This window comes from Gillisia mitskevichiae (assembly GCF_003634585.1).
Taxonomy (GTDB): domain Bacteria; phylum Bacteroidota; class Bacteroidia; order Flavobacteriales; family Flavobacteriaceae; genus Gillisia; species Gillisia mitskevichiae.
Genome location: NZ_RBLG01000002.1, coordinates 271,871 through 288,871, shown reverse-complemented (window position 1 = coordinate 288,871; position 17,001 = coordinate 271,871). Strand labels below are relative to the sequence as shown.

Below are 17,001 nucleotides of genomic sequence, written 5' to 3'. Positions count from 1 at the left end.
TTTAAGAGAATGAAGTAGTGTTAAATTTTGTTATGTTTATTTAAAGTCATGACTATCAGTTGAGAACAAATTCTGTTCTTCTATTTTTAGCTTTTTCTAAAACAGAATTATTAAAGGTTATTGGCTCTGTTTCTCCTTTTCCTTTTGTAGTTAACCTATTGGGTTCTATACCAAATTCTTTTATTAGTGCCTCTTTAACAGAAGACGCACGGCGCATGGAAAGTTCCATATTATTATCATCATTTCCATCACTATCTGTGTGTCCAATTATAATACAATTTTTAGCTGATTCTGATTTTAGAGCTTTAGAAATCTCTCTTAAAATACCATATGCTTCTGGTTTTAATTGAGCTGAATTGACATCAAAGGTAATTGCTGTAGTAGAAAAACTACCTGTCTTAAATAAACTCTCTGCAGGTTCAGGAAAACCTTCCGCTACCCGTAAATTACTAATTAGTACATTCTGATTATCATCTCCAACACCATAGCAATAAAAAAGGATACTCGCATAATTAGTTCCCTCTCTAATTGCTCTTGGAAAATCCAAAACTTTCTCTCCATTAACATACATTCTATAACGCGGTCCTTTAACTGATATCCCAATGTGAGCTCCATTTAAAATAGCTTCTCGAATATCTTTTTCATTACTACCTCTCACAACTTCTCCTTTATCCCATGAAACAAAATCTTGTTTCTTTACCCAATCTTGAAAAGGGGAAATATTTGCTGAGAGATAAGTGTTTCCATATTTCAAAGGGCTTTTCCCATCACCTACATAAATATAAAAATTAGCGGTTTGCGAAGTATTCTTTTTTGAGATACCATAAGTGGCTAAATCAAATTCAATTGTAAAATTCTCAGGTAATTCTTTAGGAAGATCAGGTTCATAATAAGCACGATTATATAGTCGTAGCCATTTTTGCTCTGAATTGTTGTTCAATGTTATAAGTTGTCCATTACCATTGGAGTTCCATGCTTTAGGTAAATCTCCTACAGCATCGTTGCTGTAATCATCAAATAAAATTAGATTTTCTCCTGCCACCCAATCTGATTTTGTGTAGAGGGAGATTTCTTCTTTTTTTGTACTAGGAACGGTTGAACTATTTGGTTTTTCAGGACTATCAACAACACCAGAACTAGATTTTTGACTTCCTTTATTACCTAGAATAGTATCCATGGCCTTACTAGTTTCTTCTTCTGTTTTTTTCTCAAGTTTCCTGTTTACAACTTTCTCTGCCTTCTTTCCTAGCTTTTCTAAGATTTGTGCTTCAATATTTACAGACATAAAAAACGTCATGAGCATAAGCACAAGAATTCGTAAATATACTTTGCTTCTCATAATAATATAAACTTTAGAATTTATTTTTAGACTTTTTATTTTCGAAATTCAATAATCTAGTTCTAAAAATGAAAGGGGAAAGTGGGGAAGAAATTGGCTTTTAATTCTTTATAAAACTAAGTTTATAAATTTACTGAATATTTGATGAAAATTCTAAATTAGATTAAATAAAAACCTAATATCTAATTATTTAATATATTGATTAATAGAGTTTTAAGTGTTCATTAGTGGGGTTTAGGGAAAAAATAGGTTATTGATTTAAATTTCATAAAAATTTAAATTTAAACAACTTTTACTTTCTTATTAAACTTGTTTCAAGCTTTTCTAATAAAGCATGCTATCTAGGATTCTATCTAGGTTTCGTTCTTTCATATTAAATTTTTTATCTGTTAAGAAGACTGCATGTATTTCTTTTCTTAACCCGATAATTTCCTTATTAGAATATTCATGTTTGGCAATTGCCGACTGTATTTTGTCCAGACAATTATCTTCATCATCACAGCTGAACTCATTATATAGTCTATCAAAGGTTTCAGGATCTATTTTAGATCTTATCATATTGATCTCTTCAATGGTTTCAACTGAGTCTGCCTTGGCGCAAAGCAATAAGATGTAAACTTTTAATTCTTCTTTGGACCAGTATTTTGATTCATTTTTCATTTTATTAAATTTTAATTAGCTGTCTAAAAAAATTATATACAATTATTTACAGTTATAGAATTAATTAAATTGTTGCAAGTATGTAATACACTACTACCACTAGCAATAGAAGAAGCCCTAATGCTAAAAGAAGGATTGCTCTTTTTACATTTCTAAATTTCCAGGCTGCAATTTTTGAAATAATATAAATTTGCTCTCCTAATTGCTCAAAGAGCTGATCCTCATCAAGGCTCACAGTATAAAAGGTCTTTGCAAATTGCTTAATGTCTCCAAATTTGGAAATAACATCGCCAAAAAAGAAAATATTCTTATCGTAATTACCTTCTATTTTAGGCATAAAACAACGTATACTAAAGAAGATTGATGCTGCCGTACAACAAAACCAAAATCCAACAAGCACGTCGAATAGTAAATCGTTAGAAACCTCTGTGATAATCATACCCCAACTTTGGTAAATAAAGTTTAGTAAGATCCCATAGAAGGTTAATATAAGACCAGCTTTTAATTCTGATGCCTTAATAAGACTTGTTACGTAATTAATACTACCCCAGTAATGATCTATAAGATCATCTGTGTGCTTGTTTTTTATCTTTTGATCTTTTATTAGAGGTGCTGTTTGCTCCATAAAATATTAAGTTATAATTCAAATTGTTCTTTTGAATTTATCAATTCTTAAACTTTGGGGAGTTAAACTATGGGGGGAGGGGGAATAAAGTTAACTAAAATGTGGTTCGATTGAAACCTTATTTAAATTTTTTAATCTCAAAATTAGATTTTTTGTAATGGTAATTGGTACAAATAACATATTTTATACACATTCATATTTTCTTCAAACATCAAAATTCCTTAGGAATGTAAATACTAAAGAGCTTTAATTATATTTTCTATTTTACCAATAGTCAATGGTTTAGTAATTATGTCTTTCACATATTTATTATTTTTTCCTCTACAATGATCTGCTCTATCTACAGAAGAAGTAAATAAATAAATAAGCTTTTCTTTAACTAGATCTTCTTCTTCTAATCTTTTAAGGAAAGTCCATCCATCCATCACTGGCATGTTAATATCTAAAAAAAGAATATATCTATATTCCTGGTCCTTTTCAGTAGTTAGGTAATTATATGCCTCTAAACCATTTTTAAACAAAAGTGGCTCAGAAGTAGAGAGTTTAGAGACCTTAACCATTTGTGATGTTATTTTTCTAATAATGTTGTCATCATCAATAATCAGTACTTTTTTAATCATCTAATAGAGTCTCTTTTTAATAGAATGTTAAACGTGTATTTCGTTTATTTTTCAAAATTAATAGTATCTGTTTTTTCAGAGATATCACGAATTATCACATCAATTTCCTCAGATGAATTTAAGATCTCTGTAAAAAGCTCTTCTTTTTCAGCAAGATTTAAATTCCCGTTCTTTATTAGATCAATTATTGCCATTAATCTCGCAACAGGAGCACGAACGGAATGGGACTGTTGCCATGCAATATCCTTTAAGCGTTGCGTAGTGATTCTAATTTTTTCCTCTGCAATTTTCTTTTGTGTTATATCTTTAAAATAAACTGAAAGACCGGTACTAGAAGGATAAACGCTTATATCTAACCAACTTTTTACAGGTTCATAAAAATCTTCAAAATGAATAGATTTTCCAGAACTTAACGACTCATTATAATAGCTAAAAGAAGGAAGGTTTACAGCATCTGCAAAAATCTCCCAAAGATTTTTACCTAAAATAATCTCTTTTGGAGTTTGAAGAATTTCCTCGGCTGTTTTATTCCAATAGGTAACTATAAAATTTTTGTCTACTGCAAAAAAGGCATCATTAATTCTTTCTAGAATTTCTTTTTTCTCCGTTAAAGTATCCTTCAATTTTAGTTCGAGAGATTTTTGCTCATGAATGTCTTGAAAACTACCATATAAACGAATGCACCTTCCATTTACATACTCAGACTTTCCCATGGACCGAACCCATTTCTCTTTGCCTTTAAATGTTATTATAGGGAATTCAAAATCCCATGATACTCCTTTTTTTATGGCTTCAGAAATAGTTTGATCTATCTTTTTTCTTAAGTCTTTTCTATAATGGTTAATAGCGTCCTCTTTTATTGGAACATAGTCTTTTTCTGCTTCAAGAATTTCTCTTGTAATATCAGACCAATAAATAGAATTATTTTTTAAATCTAACTCCCAACTACCAACACTAGCCATTTTAGAGGCATCATCTAATAAATTTCGTAGTTTTTTATTATCGGTTACATCTTTTACAACAGTATATATTAAGCCTTCTTCTAAAGAAGCACGGCAATTCCAGTCTAACCATAATACTTTTCCAGATTTTGTAATATATCTATTTTCATTTCTATATGTATCTCTATTATTATAGAAAGTTTGAGCAGTTTCATTAAATATTCCAGTGTTGGATGAGTTTAAAAGCTCATTATAATTCATTTTTAATAATTCCTCTTCTGAGTATTCTAATAATTGACATCCAGCAGCGTTTATTTTTTTTATTTTCCCTTCAAAATCTATGGTGCATATAATATCTGGTGCAAGTTGAAAAATATGAGATAGCTGCTCTTCTAGTTGTTTTCTATGTATTTCTGAAGCTAAGTTCTCAGCAATATCAAGACCTATATGTTTAGTGGTATCAAAAGTGCTATTATCATCTGTAGATTCTGCACATATCCATACTCCTATGAGTTCTCCTTGTCTAATTAATGGCACACCCATAACTTTTTTTATTTGTGCCTTTATTGCAGATTGCCTGTATACCATATGTTTTATAGTATCCTTATAATCCCAAGCAATAATTTTCTTTTTCTTCCATACTAAGCCTGGTAGTCCTTCACCAATTTTAAAAGTATCAATATTTTCAGAAGTGTAAAAAACCTCCCCATTTTCGTTTGAAGCGGTAGAGTATAAATTAAGTTCTGTTTTGCTACTATCTATAAGCCAAATTTCAGAAATACTAAAACCTCCATAATCCAATAATAATTTGGTTATTTCATGTAATGCAGGTTTTAAAGCATTATTACGATTAAAAATAGTATTGAAGTGTGTTAAAACTTCTTTCTTTAGAAGTTCTAAGCGGTTCAGACTTATATCTCTTAGTACTCCAATGAGTCTTACTAAATTCCCTTCTTTATCTCTAATTCCATAAGCTCTATCCTCAACAAACGAGTAGGTGCCATCTGCTCTTTTAAATCTATATTTAGTGTGCCAATGCTTTTTAGTGGGATCTTCAGCAAAATCACTTAATAATATTACATTTTTCTTTAGATCATGTGGATGTACAAGCAATCTCCATTGAGAAATAGGTTGGGTAGTGTTTTCTAATTTATGACCAAATAGCGCCTGATGACTCAATCCCCATTCCATGGTATCTAAATTAAAATCTGCCTCATATATAGCATCATTTGTTGCTAGATTCACATAATTAAATTGCTCGATTTTAAATTTTAAATCCTTGCTTTTCTCATTATTTTCGAAAATTATACCTATTAATTTGGCAGAACGTTTAAATATTTTAAGCTCGATATCTGAGGGCTCGCGTAAAGTCCCAAAGTAATTAGCAAAGGTTGCAATAACTTCTTTTTTAGAATTGAAAATAGGTTCAGACCAACAGGCTTTTAAACCTACATTTAAAGCATAAGACTTAAAATCTTCCCATAATATATCGGTACTAATATCGCTTGTAATTACTGTCTTTTTTAAAAAGGCTGCTGTCCCACAAGAACCAACCCTTGGGCCAATGTTTACCCCTTGGATCGCCGTTTTAAAAGATTCTGGAAGGGAAGAAGCAAGGTTCCATATTTTATTGTCTTCTATCTTTAGAATTGTAGCTTTAATCTCTGGAAAAATATCTTCAAGACTTCTTATATAATATTGAAAAAGTGAATCTAGATCAGTTTCTACTTCCAGAGCTTTTTCCATGATCTCATTCTCTAAATGTTCTAAACTATTTTTTTGTAATTGTTCAGTTACATCAAGACAAGTGATAATTATTGCAGGTTCATTATTTAAAGGAAAATTTTGACCAGATATTTCTATTTTTAAGGTTCCACCATCACTTTTAATATGAGTATATATGCCCAGATGCTTCGGCTCATTTTGCTGAATAAGATCCTTCTGATCTTCAGCGAAATTTAAAAAATCTTCCTTGGTAGTGATGTCTTTAATACTAATTTCTATAAACTCTTTTCTGCTATACCCATAGGTGCTAAAAGCACGATCATTTGCATCTAAAAACCGGAAGGATTCAGATGAATAGATCAATTTTGGATATGGACTATTGTTGAAAAGTGAATGATAACGATCATTTTCAGCCAAAAAGAATGGCTTATCAATATTATTGGCTAAACAATACAGAAGTTTTTCCTCCTCATTCCAAGTTAAGGTCCAGTTGCGTGCAGCAGTTCCATTTCTAAGCGATGATTCAGGATGAAAATTTAAGGTTTTTGAGGCTTTAGATTGAATTTGTGTAATCAAAGCTTGAAAGTTAGGTTTATCTACTTCCTTTAACTCATCTAAAAAATTCTTCTTGGAAGGATTTGAGGAAGAAAAACCGAAATAATCTTTAGCACTCTTATTAAGCCATATGAATTCGCCCGATATATTTATAGAGCAAATAATATCATTAGCAGTACTTAATAATTGCCTTAGGGTATTTTGCATAATCAATTTTGTTCCTTGCTTATGGGGAAGCACAATTAAGTTCTTATCCCAACAAAAAATCCAAAATTGCAGGGAAAGTCTTAAATGTAGGAAAAGTATATATAAATATTACATATTAAGAGTTAAAAATATCAATTCAATAGTTAAATCTGCAATTAAATGTGAATTAGCTTGTAATTCCATAATTGAATGATATTGATGGTAATAAAGGGATATTGGACTTTTGATTTTTTAATTTGACTTAACCTTCCAAATCCATTTACAAATGCAGGTAACATAATATTTTATTAAAAGGTTTTCTGTTTCTAACCAATCGTTTAGATTTGTACAGAGATAAAGTGAATATGCCTAGAAAGAAAGAATATATTGAAGAAGAAGTTATAGAAAAAGCTATGAATTTATTCTGGCTTAATGGATTTGAAAATACCTCTATGCAAATGCTCGAAAAAGAAATGGGCATCAATAAATTCTCCATCTATTCTAGTTTTGTAAATAAGAATGGGGTATTTCTAGAATGTGTAAGAATTTATAATAAAAAACTAGATCTAGTTATTGATAAGTTGAAAAATTCAACAAATGGAATCCTTGGAATAAAACAATATTTCTATGATTTTATAGATTTTACGAACATTTCAGAATTAGGTAAAGGATGTTTAGTAACAAATACTTCTAATGAAATTGGAAATGAAACAGATGAAAGAGTGAAGGAAGTTTTATCAAATTTTATGGAAGACTTGAAAAAGGTTTTTATCAAAAGTTTAAGTCAGGACCTAAATAAAGAAATTGCAATTATACAGGAACAAGCAGACTTTTTAATTATTTCTATGTTCGGCTTATCATCTGCCACAAGGATGTTCAAAAAAGATCAACTAAATAATTATGTAGAAAATGTATTTAAAAACCTGTGATCTTTTTTTATTTAATAATTAAACGGTCGGTTATTTATAGTTTATCAATAGCTAGAAATTTTCCTCTAAGGAAATTAATAAAGTAGTCTTTAAGTATTTTATAGATTAGACTTTTCGCTTATTAATAAAAATTCCAATATCAAATTTAATAGTATGCTTACCGCAAAAGATTTCAAAATAGTTTTTAAATAAAGTAGCATGGAAATACGAGAGATCAATATACCAAACATCGCTAAGCATTGTATTGAAGAGGTTTTCAGAAAAACCACCGACAAGCCAGGCTTTGTTCATTTAGATTTTGGAAATAACATAGGCTCTCACCAGTTTAGATCGATAATGGTTGAACTAAAGAAGGAATTATCAAATCTAACACAGCAAAGATTCAATAAGAAATTAAGCTATCATTGGCTTGTCCGTTTTGATCAGCAAGTAAACACACCTTACCATCTTGATAATGCGGGAGACCAATCCTTTTTAATGTTAGGATATGAACCAAGTGAAATAGAGAGTGAGTTGTATTTAGCAGATTATTTTAAATATGCAAACGAAAGCGAGGCTGCCTCCAAAGATTATCTCGAAAACTTTAATCCGGTATTCATAAATAATGATACTTCCCTAGAGCCTTATACCACCAAAGTAAAACAATTGAAAAAGGCTGCGTATAAGATTGTTTTAATAAATAACAGTAAGCCTAAAGTTGATAGGGAAACGCTTGGTGTGTTTCATAAGGCTAGTATTATTAATCCCGATAAAAATAAGAGTAGAATTGTTAATTCTATGATCGTGAATATGATACCTGAAGATGATATTGACAAGAATCAAATTGATGAAATGGAATTTATTAGTACCGATACTGTAAGTAAATAGTATTCTCTCCAATTGTTACTTAAAAAACATCAAAATAATTAAAAATATCAAACAAAAAAAAGCCTCCAACTTACGTTGAAGGCTTTATGTAGTCGGGGTGGCAGGATAATTTATTCAAGAACAAACGCCCTATCCACAGTACTTTCACTGCAAATCAATTTGATGTTTCACCGAATGATTCACCAAACTTCATAAAACAAAGAGCTTTCATATTATTTACTCGTCTTTGTGCTATAAAGATATGATTTTCTTTAAAACATACTTTCCTAAAAACGAATTTTCCATGTACCTACTACTTTTTTTAGTTGATGCAAATGGACAAGATTTAGAAGTTAGCCGGACTGCATAAGCCGGGCTTCATGCTTTGCCCTTTGTATAAGTCCTTTCCTAATTCTAAATCGTTGGATAGAACAGCATCAAAAAAAGGTAGTAGCGAAGGCACTGGAAGAAGTAAATTGATAAAATAGTTAAGGAGAACCTACTATCAGAAAATTTTAAGGCAATCAAAAAAAAGGAAAGTGCTCAGGATAAAAAAAGTAAATTGTATGGCTCACCGTGAGGTTATTTTTTAAATTTGTATTCCGTTTTAATTTTATAAAAAAATGAAATTAGGAATAGCAAGAGGGTAACACGCTGCGCGATGTTATATATCCCTAATTCATTGATTATAAGCTTTTTAAAGTGTTTAAGTATGTGGTTTTTTATGAAATTTGCGACAAATGCCGTGAGAAGCCCAGTAAATGCTTTGATTTTTGCGACAAATTTTATTAAAAACATTTTTTAGAGGTAAATCTCCAGCTATATTTCAGGCTACTAGCTGTTAGTCAAAATTTACATACCATAGTTATTGATTTGCACTAAAAAGGAACAAAGGAACAAAGCAAGATGTGTCATTGTCATGACAATCTTGCTTTGCGCCCGGAAGTTGCAAAGGAAAGTAAATAATTAGGGATTTTAAAATGAATTCTCTATATTTATTAATAAATTCACATAATAACAATATTTTTTCGAAACCTTTTAAAGGTTAAAGCATCTTTATAATACATTTTATATTGAAAATGAAAACATTAGTTATGATAAAACCTATAATTTATTTTGTTGTTTTAACATTTTTTTCCTGTTCTACTAGGGATGATATCAATCAGGATATTTTTTCAAAATGTAACGAGAGGGAGGTCAGAATAGTTTTGAAAGAAGCTATTCCTGCCACGGTAAAGTCAATAGAAGATGGGGATTATTTTTATGATGGCAATCGATTTTATTTGGAAGTTGATGCCGAAATACATTTACCTGAGTTGGCTAACAAAGATAGCGTATCAATAATTAGGATTTTTGCTCCCGCAAATAATATAGGGGAAATCGGAGAGGAGCTTATGGTTAAAGGTACGATTTCTACATGTGTTTCCGGAGCGCACGGTCGATTGACAAACAATCTTCATTTATTTTATCTGATCGAAAATTTAAAGGTTACAAAATAATTAATTATTTAAATTTTCTTAGAAAATGAAAAAACTACTACTTCATACATTATTTTTTCTCGTTGCACTTAATGGATATAGCCAAGAAACGAATATAATCGGAGGAAACAATACGACTGTAGAGAACAATCCTTGGCAAATTTCTATTCAAAGAAATGGCGGTCATTGGTGTGGCGGATCAATTCTTACCCCGGAATGGATTTTAACCGCTGCACACTGTTTAGATAACGTACCTATAAATCAATTAAAGGTTGCTGCTGGGATAACAGATAGAACGGATAATATTAATGGACAATATTTAAATGTTGCACAGGTTATAATTCATCCAAACTATGATCCTGCTACTTCTAACAATGACGTTGCACTAATCAGGCTTGCCGTCCCTCTAAATTTTAATGCTAGAGTTCTACCAATTAAGCTTACTAATAGTTTATCACATTCTGATACTGGACAAACAGCTAGAGTTACGGGGTGGGGAAACACTTTGGACGGTACTAATCCGTCACCATCTATTATATTGCAAGAACTGGAAATGCCAATTATAAGCAATACTCAAGCAAACAGTATTAATACCGGCTCAACACCTGTAAACAATAATATGATTGCTCTTTACCAACCAGACTCCGGGGTATCTCGCGGCGACAGCGGTGGACCTCTCTCCTTGGTTAGTAACGGAATTCGATATCTAATTGGATGTAGTAGTTGGGGAGAGTTTCCAAAAGCTGAAAAACCAACAATTTATACAAAGTTATTTAACTATATATCTTGGATTAATAGTAATGTACCTCTCCCAGATATTACTGGCGCATCTTTGGTCTGCAATTCTTCGAATTCGGTTTTCACTTTACAAAATGCACCCAATCATATGAGCTGGACTACAAGTAATAATTTAGAAATAATAAGTTTTACTACTTCAACAGTCACCGTTAAAGCCAAATACGCAAGCAGTCGTGGTAATGGTTTTATTACAGCAACCTATAATAATGGCGCTGAAGCGACTAAAGTAGTTTATGTAGGAAAACCTGACGCTAGTTTGCCACAAGCCCCTAATCTATGCACCAACAGTTTTTCTGAGCCTTATACACTTCCTAATTCTGACGGGGCAGTTTCTTATAGGTTAAAATCGAACTCTCCATATTTAGATATTAATGGACAGAGTGAAGTAACATTTACGAATGGTCCAATATCATTTATTTATTTTTCGTCTAGTCGAGCAGGAACCTATTTGGTTGAACTTTTTACAACCAATGCATGTGGAGAAAGTAGAGGTGCCATGTATGTTACTTCTGAAAGATGTGGTCTGGGTGGACCTTGTGGTTTCAAGATATCCCCCAACCCGGCATCGAGCGAAGTTACTATTAAAGCTAATAATGAAAAATCAAATATCACAAATGAAACGCAAAGTTTGATTTTTGAAAAAACTGCTCAACTTGCGAAATTATTTGATTTTAGCGGGGCATTTGTAAAAGATATTGAACTCGATCCATACGGAACTACGAAAATGGATGTGTCCAATTTGAAAGAAGGCTTGTATTTTCTAAAAATTCAAGTTAGAGAGGAAGAAGAAACCTATAAAATTATTGTTGCACATTAAGGTATCTTTTATTTAATAACATGGTTTCAAGTTTATTAAAACTAGAATCCATGTTATTAATTTATTGGTTTAATACTTGCCTAAGAGCAAGCATATCTTTACTAATTTTATTTTCCAAAACCCTTGCATAAATCTGAGTAGTAGATAATTTGGTATGTCCTAAAAGTTTAGAGACCGTTTCGATGGGTACACCATTGGATAAGGTAACCGTGGTAGCAAAAGTGTGCCTGGCAGAATGAAAGGTAATTGTTTTTTTTATTTTCAATTGCAGCATCACCTCTTTTAGATATTTGTTGACTTTCTGGTTAGAAAATACCGGGAATAAAATTTCGTCTTTTATACTATCGGCATATCGATCCATAATATTTTGGGCCTGGGGCAAAAGTGGCACTTTTACCGTTTCGTCTGTTTTCTCCCGTTTAGTATAGATCCAGTTGCTCCCATCGATTCCTTTAATAATCTGATGAATGGTCAATTCTTTTATATCTATATAAGAAAGCCCAGTATAACAGGAGAAGATGAAAATGTCTTTAACTTTTTGTAAACTGCTATTCGTGAATTCAGTGTTCTCTACTATTTGAAGTTCCCGTTTGCTTAGATATTGCCGCTCATTTTTCTCAAACCTGAATTGGAAATTGTCAAAAGGGTTTTTAACAAGCCATTCCAGCCTAATTGAAAGGTTCAACATCTTTTTAAAACGTTCCAAATGTTTCATCGTGCCATTGTTGCCACAAGTCTTACGAGAAACCTTAGCCGAATAGTTGCGTAGGAACTGTTCAAAGTCGGTTACAAACTGATAGTTGATCTGTTTGATGTTAATATCATTACAGTTCATTTTCTGCTTTAAAAACTCATTTAAGTAGGTTTCGGTAGTACGATAATTTTTCATCGTGCCGGGTTTCAACACGTTCTTCATGTGAGAATTGTGATAGCTCATTAATTCCGACAAGGTTTTCTGGTGCTCATCATTCCCGTAGAACCGGGCTTTGATACTTTGGGCTGTAACCACTTTGTTCTCGGAAGATAGTTGCTTGTGGCAGTCCAGAAATTTAGTATAGATCTGGTCCAAATACTGGTTTAAACTTCTTGCTTTTGGAGTAGTTCCTTTGGCACGTCCTTTTGAGACGTCCCAATGATTCACCGATATTGATCTTTTTAAACTTATTTCTGAGCGTTTACCATCCACGGTAACTCGGGCATAAATAAATAATTTCTTGGTCTCGTTGTGGTGTTTACGAACAAAGAATAATACGGAAAAGGTAGTGTAATTAGGCATTTCAAGCGTCTTAAATGAAACAATCAGTTTGCAAAGACGAAAGTCAAATCAGTTATATGCTCTATGAAGTTACGTAAATATCTGTAATAAAATGATTCACCGAATGATTCACCAGACTTATGTATTTAAATGATATTATTTGATATCATTAAAAATAAAAAACACTGATAATCAAGAGATTAACAGTGTTTTGGCGGGTTTTAATACCCATTTGGTCGGGGTGGCAGGATTCGAACCTGCGGCCTCCTGCTCCCAAAGCAGGCGCGATAACCGGGCTACGCTACACCCCGAATAATTCGGTTAGAATTAATCGTTTTGCGGAGAGTATGAGATTCGAACTCATGCGACAATTGCTCGTCGACAGTTTAGCAAACTGCTCCATTAACCACTCTGGCAACTCTCCGTTAAATTGTAAGAACTTATTGCAATTATTTTGCGGTTGCAAATCTAACTTTTACCTATTAACAATCCAAACCTTTTATGCCTTTTTTCAACATAAAAATTCTAAGTTTTAATTAAAAGGGTCGGACTCAGAAAATTAACCTCAAAAAAAATTATAAACTTTAGTGAGATGCCTCTTCTAATTCTATTAATTTGGATAAATTTTGAAGTATATGTTCGTGTTTTTTCACAAAAGGATTAGTCTTATCCCAAACATAACCTGCTAGAACAGCACAAATTTGTTTTTTAATTTCTGGATTAGGATGGCGATGAAAAATGATCTTTTGAAGATTCCCTGAATACCACTCTTTCACATAACTCGAAAAAACAAGCACGCCTTCCTTGATATAATTTACATACTCATTTTCCCAATTAACCTTCTCACCATTTCTCTCTTTAATAATCAATTTCGCAGCTAGTAATCCAGATGCGGTGGCAAAGGATACCCCAGAAGAAAAAACAGGATCTAAAAATTCGGCACTATTGCCGGTAAGTACAAACCCTTTTCCATATAGTTGAGTGACATTTCTACTTATGTTTTCTACCTTAATTGGCTTGAATATAAAAGCGTGATCTGTAAATCTATTATTATAAAATTTAAGCTTATTCATCATTTCCCTCATTGCAACATCAGGATCTTTGGAAAATTGCTCGAACCAATGTGTAGGTGCAACAAAACCCAAGCTAGAATTACCATTAGAGAATGGGAAATACCAAAACCAAACTTGTGTTTCTAAAACCTCAAAGGTTATAATTTCTCCTTCTTTTCCTGAAGGGCGATCGGGTTCTTCTATATGAGTAAATATTGAAGAATGTGCAGCAATTTGGGGTGGCGCTTCCAATTTTAATTGTTTTGCCAATACTCGCCCAAATCCACTGGAATCTATAATGAAATTTGCCTGAATCTCTGTAAGCTCTCCATTCGAGTTTCTTACTATAGTGGTAGAATGACCTTCTTTAAACTCAACATTAATTACTTCAGTATCAAACAAGATCTTAACACCTTTCTTTTGAGCTTCTAATGCCAAACAATGATCAAAGTCTGCTCTGGGAACCTGCCAGGTCCAATCCCAACCCTCGCCATATTTTTCAGAGAAATTAAATTCTCCAATTTTTTCATCTTTAATAAACCGGGCTCCAAATTTCTTTTGAAAACCAGCATTTTTAACGGCCTCTAATAAGCCTGCTTCTTCCAAATTATCCATGCACTGCGGAATCAAACTCTCCCCGATCTGGAATCTGGGGAAAATAGATTTTTCTACGACCAAAACCTTTATTCCTTGATTATGAAGATAAGAGGCTGAGACCATTCCCGAAGGACCCGCACCAATTATAAGAATTTCTGAAATTTCCTTTTTCATTCCATTTCATTTGCGTTGTAAATATAGTACATTTGTTAAGAGAATTAACAGTTCCTGCAAAGGATACACTACTAATAATCCTGGATTTCTATCGTATGCTCCAAATTACAACAGCTCTTGATTTTAATAATTTTTATGAAGTCCTTTTTGAAGATTCTAAAATAACATTAGATCCATCAATAATGGAGCGTATGTCTATAAGCTTCAAATTTTTAGAGGAATTTTCTAAAAATAAAGTGATTTATGGAGTAAATACAGGATTTGGGCCGATGGCTCAGTATAAGATCAAAGACAAGGATAGACAGAAATTACAATATAATCTTATAAGAAGCCATGCTTCAGGAATGGGGAAACCTATGGAGCCATTATATGTAAAATCCTTAATGCTTGCTAGATTAAATACTTTGGCTCTCGGTAAATCTGGCGTACATGCTTCTGTAGTAGAAACCATGCAGAATCTTATAAATAAAGATATTACTCCTTTGATTTTTGAACATGGGGGAGTAGGAGCTTCCGGAGATCTGGTACAATTGGCACATTTGGCGTTAGTGCTTATTGGGGAAGGTGAAGTATATTTTAAAGGAGAAAAAAGGAAGACAGCAGAAGTTTTTTCAGAAGAAAATATACAACCAATTAAAATTGAACAAAGGGAAGGTTTAGCATTGATGAATGGAACTTCTGCAATGACGGGGATTGGGATCGTAAATGTTATTTACGCAAAAAGGTTACTCAACTGGTCTATATTCTGTTCTTCGGCGATCAATGAAATTGTTGAAGCTTATGACGATCATTTATCTTCTGAATTAAATGGAACAAAACTTCATGTTGGCCAACAAGAAGTAGCTAAGAAAATGAGAACTCATCTAAAAGATTCTTCTCTTACCCGAGATAGAAATGAACATTTATACAGCGGAAAAAATCCTGAAAGCGAATATTTCGAAGAAAAGGTTCAGGAATATTATAGTTTACGCTGTGTCCCGCAAATTCTAGGACCCGTTTACGATACGATAGAACATACTCAAAAGATATTACTAGAAGAGGTGAATTCTGCCAACGACAATCCTATTATAGATGTGGAAAGAAAGCAGGTATATCATGGAGGGAATTTTCATGGAGATTATGTCTCGCTAGAAATGGACAAGCTTAAATTGGTGGTTACTAAATTAACCATGCTTGCAGAGCGTCAATTAAATTATCTATTGAACGATCGTCTTAATAATATTTTACCACCTTTTGTGAATTTAGGGGTACTTGGTCTTAACTTTGGGATGCAGGGTGCGCAGTTTTGTGCGGTCTCTACAACAGCAGAGAACCAAATGCTTTCAAATTCTATGTATGTTCACAGTATTCCAAATAATAATGATAATCAAGATATTGTGAGTATGGGAACCAATGCTGCTACTGTAACTAAAACAGTTATAGATAATGCATTTGAGGTATTAAGTGTCGAGCTACTAACTATAGTTCAGGCATTGAGACATCTCGATATAAAAGAACACTTATCTACGCTTACTCGAGAAAAATTTGAAATCTTGGATAAAATAGTTCCAGAGATAAAGGAAGACTTCCCACTTTATAAAATTCAGGAATTAATTAAAGAATTTATTAAAACTCAGGACGCCTATAAAATTTAATCAAGGCAAGTATTTATATTTAAAACTTTTCAATGAAATTAAAATATGCTTTAGTAACTGGAGGATCCCGAGGAATTGGGAAGGCCATTGCGCTTAAACTTGCTGAAGATCTAGGTTACAATATCCTGCTGAATTTTAATTCTAATGAAAATGCTGCATTAGAAACGCAGAAATCTATTATTGAAAAAAACGTACGTTGTGAACTTCTAAAATTTAATGTTTCTAATACTGAAGAAGTTTCAGGAACAATAGGAGAATGGATAATTAATAATCCGGAATGCACTATTGAAGTACTTATAAATAATGCTGGAATTGCTAAAGATGGTTTATTTATATGGACAAAGCTAGAAGATTGGCATTCTGTTATAAACACCTCTCTTAATGGATTTTACAATTGTTCTCAGGCAGTTTTAAAAAACATGCTAACTCAACGTTATGGTCGCATAATAAATATAGTTTCCTTGTCTGGACTTAAAGGAAACCCAGGACAAGTAAACTATTCTGCCGCAAAAGGAGCTGTGATCGCTGCTACGAAAGCTTTAGCTCAAGAAATTGGAAAAAGAAAAGTGACAGTAAATGCCGTAGCACCAGGTTTTATAAAGTCTGATATGACTGCAGATTTTGATGAAACCACTCTTAAAAAAATGATTCCATTAAATAGATTTGGAGAAACAGAGGAAGTGGCAAATCTTGTTTCCTTTCTAGCTTCAGAAAAGTCATCTTATATTACTGGAGAGGTGATCAATATAAATGGCGGATTGTATTCTTAA

13 protein-coding genes and 2 tRNA genes are annotated in these 17,001 nt (G+C 32.4%); 6 read left to right on the top strand and 9 right to left on the bottom strand.

Features of this window, described 5'->3' with window-relative positions:
• Positions 1 to 55: 55 nt before the first annotated feature.
• From BC962_RS06970 to BC962_RS06950, 5 genes are all read right to left on the bottom strand, one after another.
• Positions 56 to 1,339 carry an OmpA family protein gene (locus tag BC962_RS06970; RefSeq protein WP_121345233.1) on the bottom strand — a complete coding sequence of 428 codons (1,284 nt, stop codon included), beginning with the start codon at positions 1,337 to 1,339 and terminating at the stop codon, positions 56 to 58.
• 324 nt (positions 1,340 to 1,663) lie between these two features.
• Entirely contained in the window at positions 1,664 to 1,999 is a 336-nt protein-coding gene (locus tag BC962_RS06965; protein WP_121345231.1) for a hypothetical protein, read from the bottom strand.
• A gap of 64 nt (positions 2,000 to 2,063) precedes the next feature.
• A complete protein-coding gene (locus tag BC962_RS06960; protein ID WP_121345229.1) occupies positions 2,064 to 2,624 on the bottom strand; it encodes a Pycsar system effector family protein in 561 nt (186 codons plus the stop codon).
• Positions 2,625 to 2,860: 236 nt separating this feature from the next.
• Entirely contained in the window at positions 2,861 to 3,244 is a 384-nt protein-coding gene (locus tag BC962_RS06955) for a response regulator (RefSeq protein WP_121345228.1), read from the bottom strand.
• Between the two features lie 44 nt (positions 3,245 to 3,288).
• Entirely contained in the window at positions 3,289 to 6,672 is a 3,384-nt protein-coding gene (locus tag BC962_RS06950) for a PAS domain S-box protein (protein ID WP_147405630.1), read from the bottom strand.
• 323 nt (positions 6,673 to 6,995) lie between these two features.
• Here BC962_RS06950 and BC962_RS06945 point away from each other — a divergent pair, with 323 nt between their 5' ends.
• From BC962_RS06945 to BC962_RS06925, 4 genes are all read left to right on the top strand, one after another.
• Complete coding sequence (locus BC962_RS06945) at positions 6,996 to 7,580, top strand: TetR/AcrR family transcriptional regulator (protein ID WP_245984099.1); 585 nt, start codon at positions 6,996 to 6,998, stop codon at positions 7,578 to 7,580.
• Between the two features lie 198 nt (positions 7,581 to 7,778).
• On the top strand, positions 7,779 to 8,447 hold the full coding sequence (locus BC962_RS06940; protein ID WP_121345222.1) for a hypothetical protein: 669 nt from the start codon (positions 7,779 to 7,781) through the stop codon (positions 8,445 to 8,447).
• Positions 8,448 to 9,505: 1,058 nt separating this feature from the next.
• On the top strand, positions 9,506 to 9,925 hold the full coding sequence (locus BC962_RS06930) for a hypothetical protein (RefSeq protein ID WP_121345218.1): 420 nt from the start codon (positions 9,506 to 9,508) through the stop codon (positions 9,923 to 9,925).
• A 25-nt stretch (positions 9,926 to 9,950) separates the two neighbouring features.
• Positions 9,951 to 11,519 (top strand): DUF1986 domain-containing protein, encoded by a 1,569-nt coding sequence (locus BC962_RS06925; protein ID WP_121345216.1) that lies wholly within the window; start codon positions 9,951 to 9,953, stop codon positions 11,517 to 11,519.
• A 61-nt stretch (positions 11,520 to 11,580) separates the two neighbouring features.
• Here BC962_RS06925 and BC962_RS06920 read toward each other — a convergent pair whose 3' ends face one another.
• From BC962_RS06920 to BC962_RS06905, 4 genes are all read right to left on the bottom strand, one after another.
• Positions 11,581 to 12,795, bottom strand: coding sequence for a site-specific integrase (locus BC962_RS06920; RefSeq protein WP_121345214.1), 1,215 nt, complete (start codon positions 12,793 to 12,795; stop codon positions 11,581 to 11,583).
• 212 nt (positions 12,796 to 13,007) lie between these two features.
• A tRNA-Pro gene (locus tag BC962_RS06915) sits at positions 13,008 to 13,085 on the bottom strand.
• 28 nt (positions 13,086 to 13,113) lie between these two features.
• Positions 13,114 to 13,198: transfer RNA gene (locus BC962_RS06910), tRNA-Ser, on the bottom strand.
• Between the two features lie 160 nt (positions 13,199 to 13,358).
• On the bottom strand, positions 13,359 to 14,597 hold the full coding sequence (locus BC962_RS06905; protein ID WP_121345212.1) for an NAD(P)/FAD-dependent oxidoreductase: 1,239 nt from the start codon (positions 14,595 to 14,597) through the stop codon (positions 13,359 to 13,361).
• 95 nt (positions 14,598 to 14,692) lie between these two features.
• On the opposite strand from BC962_RS06905, the gene BC962_RS06900 reads away from it, so the two are divergent.
• Entirely contained in the window at positions 14,693 to 16,231 is a 1,539-nt protein-coding gene (locus BC962_RS06900) for an HAL/PAL/TAL family ammonia-lyase (protein WP_121346029.1), read from the top strand.
• Positions 16,232 to 16,263: 32 nt separating this feature from the next.
• The gene (fabG, locus tag BC962_RS06895) at positions 16,264 to 17,001 is read left to right on the top strand and encodes a 3-oxoacyl-ACP reductase FabG (RefSeq protein ID WP_121345210.1); all 738 of its coding nucleotides are present in this window, start codon (positions 16,264 to 16,266) and stop codon (positions 16,999 to 17,001) included.

Excerpts from the sequence above, each read along its gene's own strand:
- BC962_RS06970 (WP_121345233.1), bottom strand. The coding sequence starts at position 1,339 with ATGAGAAGCAAAGTATATTTACGAATTCTTGTGCTTATGCTCATGACG.
- BC962_RS06965 (WP_121345231.1), bottom strand. The coding sequence starts at position 1,999 with ATGAAAAATGAATCAAAATACTGGTCCAAAGAAGAATTAAAAGTTTAC.
- BC962_RS06960 (WP_121345229.1), bottom strand. The coding sequence starts at position 2,624 with ATGGAGCAAACAGCACCTCTAATAAAAGATCAAAAGATAAAAAACAAG.
- BC962_RS06955 (WP_121345228.1), bottom strand. The coding sequence starts at position 3,244 with ATGATTAAAAAAGTACTGATTATTGATGATGACAACATTATTAGAAAA.
- BC962_RS06950 (WP_147405630.1), bottom strand. The coding sequence starts at position 6,672 with ATGCAAAATACCCTAAGGCAATTATTAAGTACTGCTAATGATATTATT.
- BC962_RS06940 (WP_121345222.1), top strand. The coding sequence starts at position 7,779 with ATGGAAATACGAGAGATCAATATACCAAACATCGCTAAGCATTGTATT.
- BC962_RS06930 (WP_121345218.1), top strand. The coding sequence starts at position 9,506 with ATGAAAACATTAGTTATGATAAAACCTATAATTTATTTTGTTGTTTTA.
- BC962_RS06925 (WP_121345216.1), top strand. The coding sequence starts at position 9,951 with ATGAAAAAACTACTACTTCATACATTATTTTTTCTCGTTGCACTTAAT.
- BC962_RS06920 (WP_121345214.1), bottom strand. The coding sequence starts at position 12,795 with ATGCCTAATTACACTACCTTTTCCGTATTATTCTTTGTTCGTAAACAC.
- BC962_RS06905 (WP_121345212.1), bottom strand. The coding sequence starts at position 14,597 with ATGAAAAAGGAAATTTCAGAAATTCTTATAATTGGTGCGGGTCCTTCG.
- BC962_RS06900 (WP_121346029.1), top strand. The coding sequence starts at position 14,693 with ATGCTCCAAATTACAACAGCTCTTGATTTTAATAATTTTTATGAAGTC.
- fabG (WP_121345210.1), top strand. The coding sequence starts at position 16,264 with ATGAAATTAAAATATGCTTTAGTAACTGGAGGATCCCGAGGAATTGGG.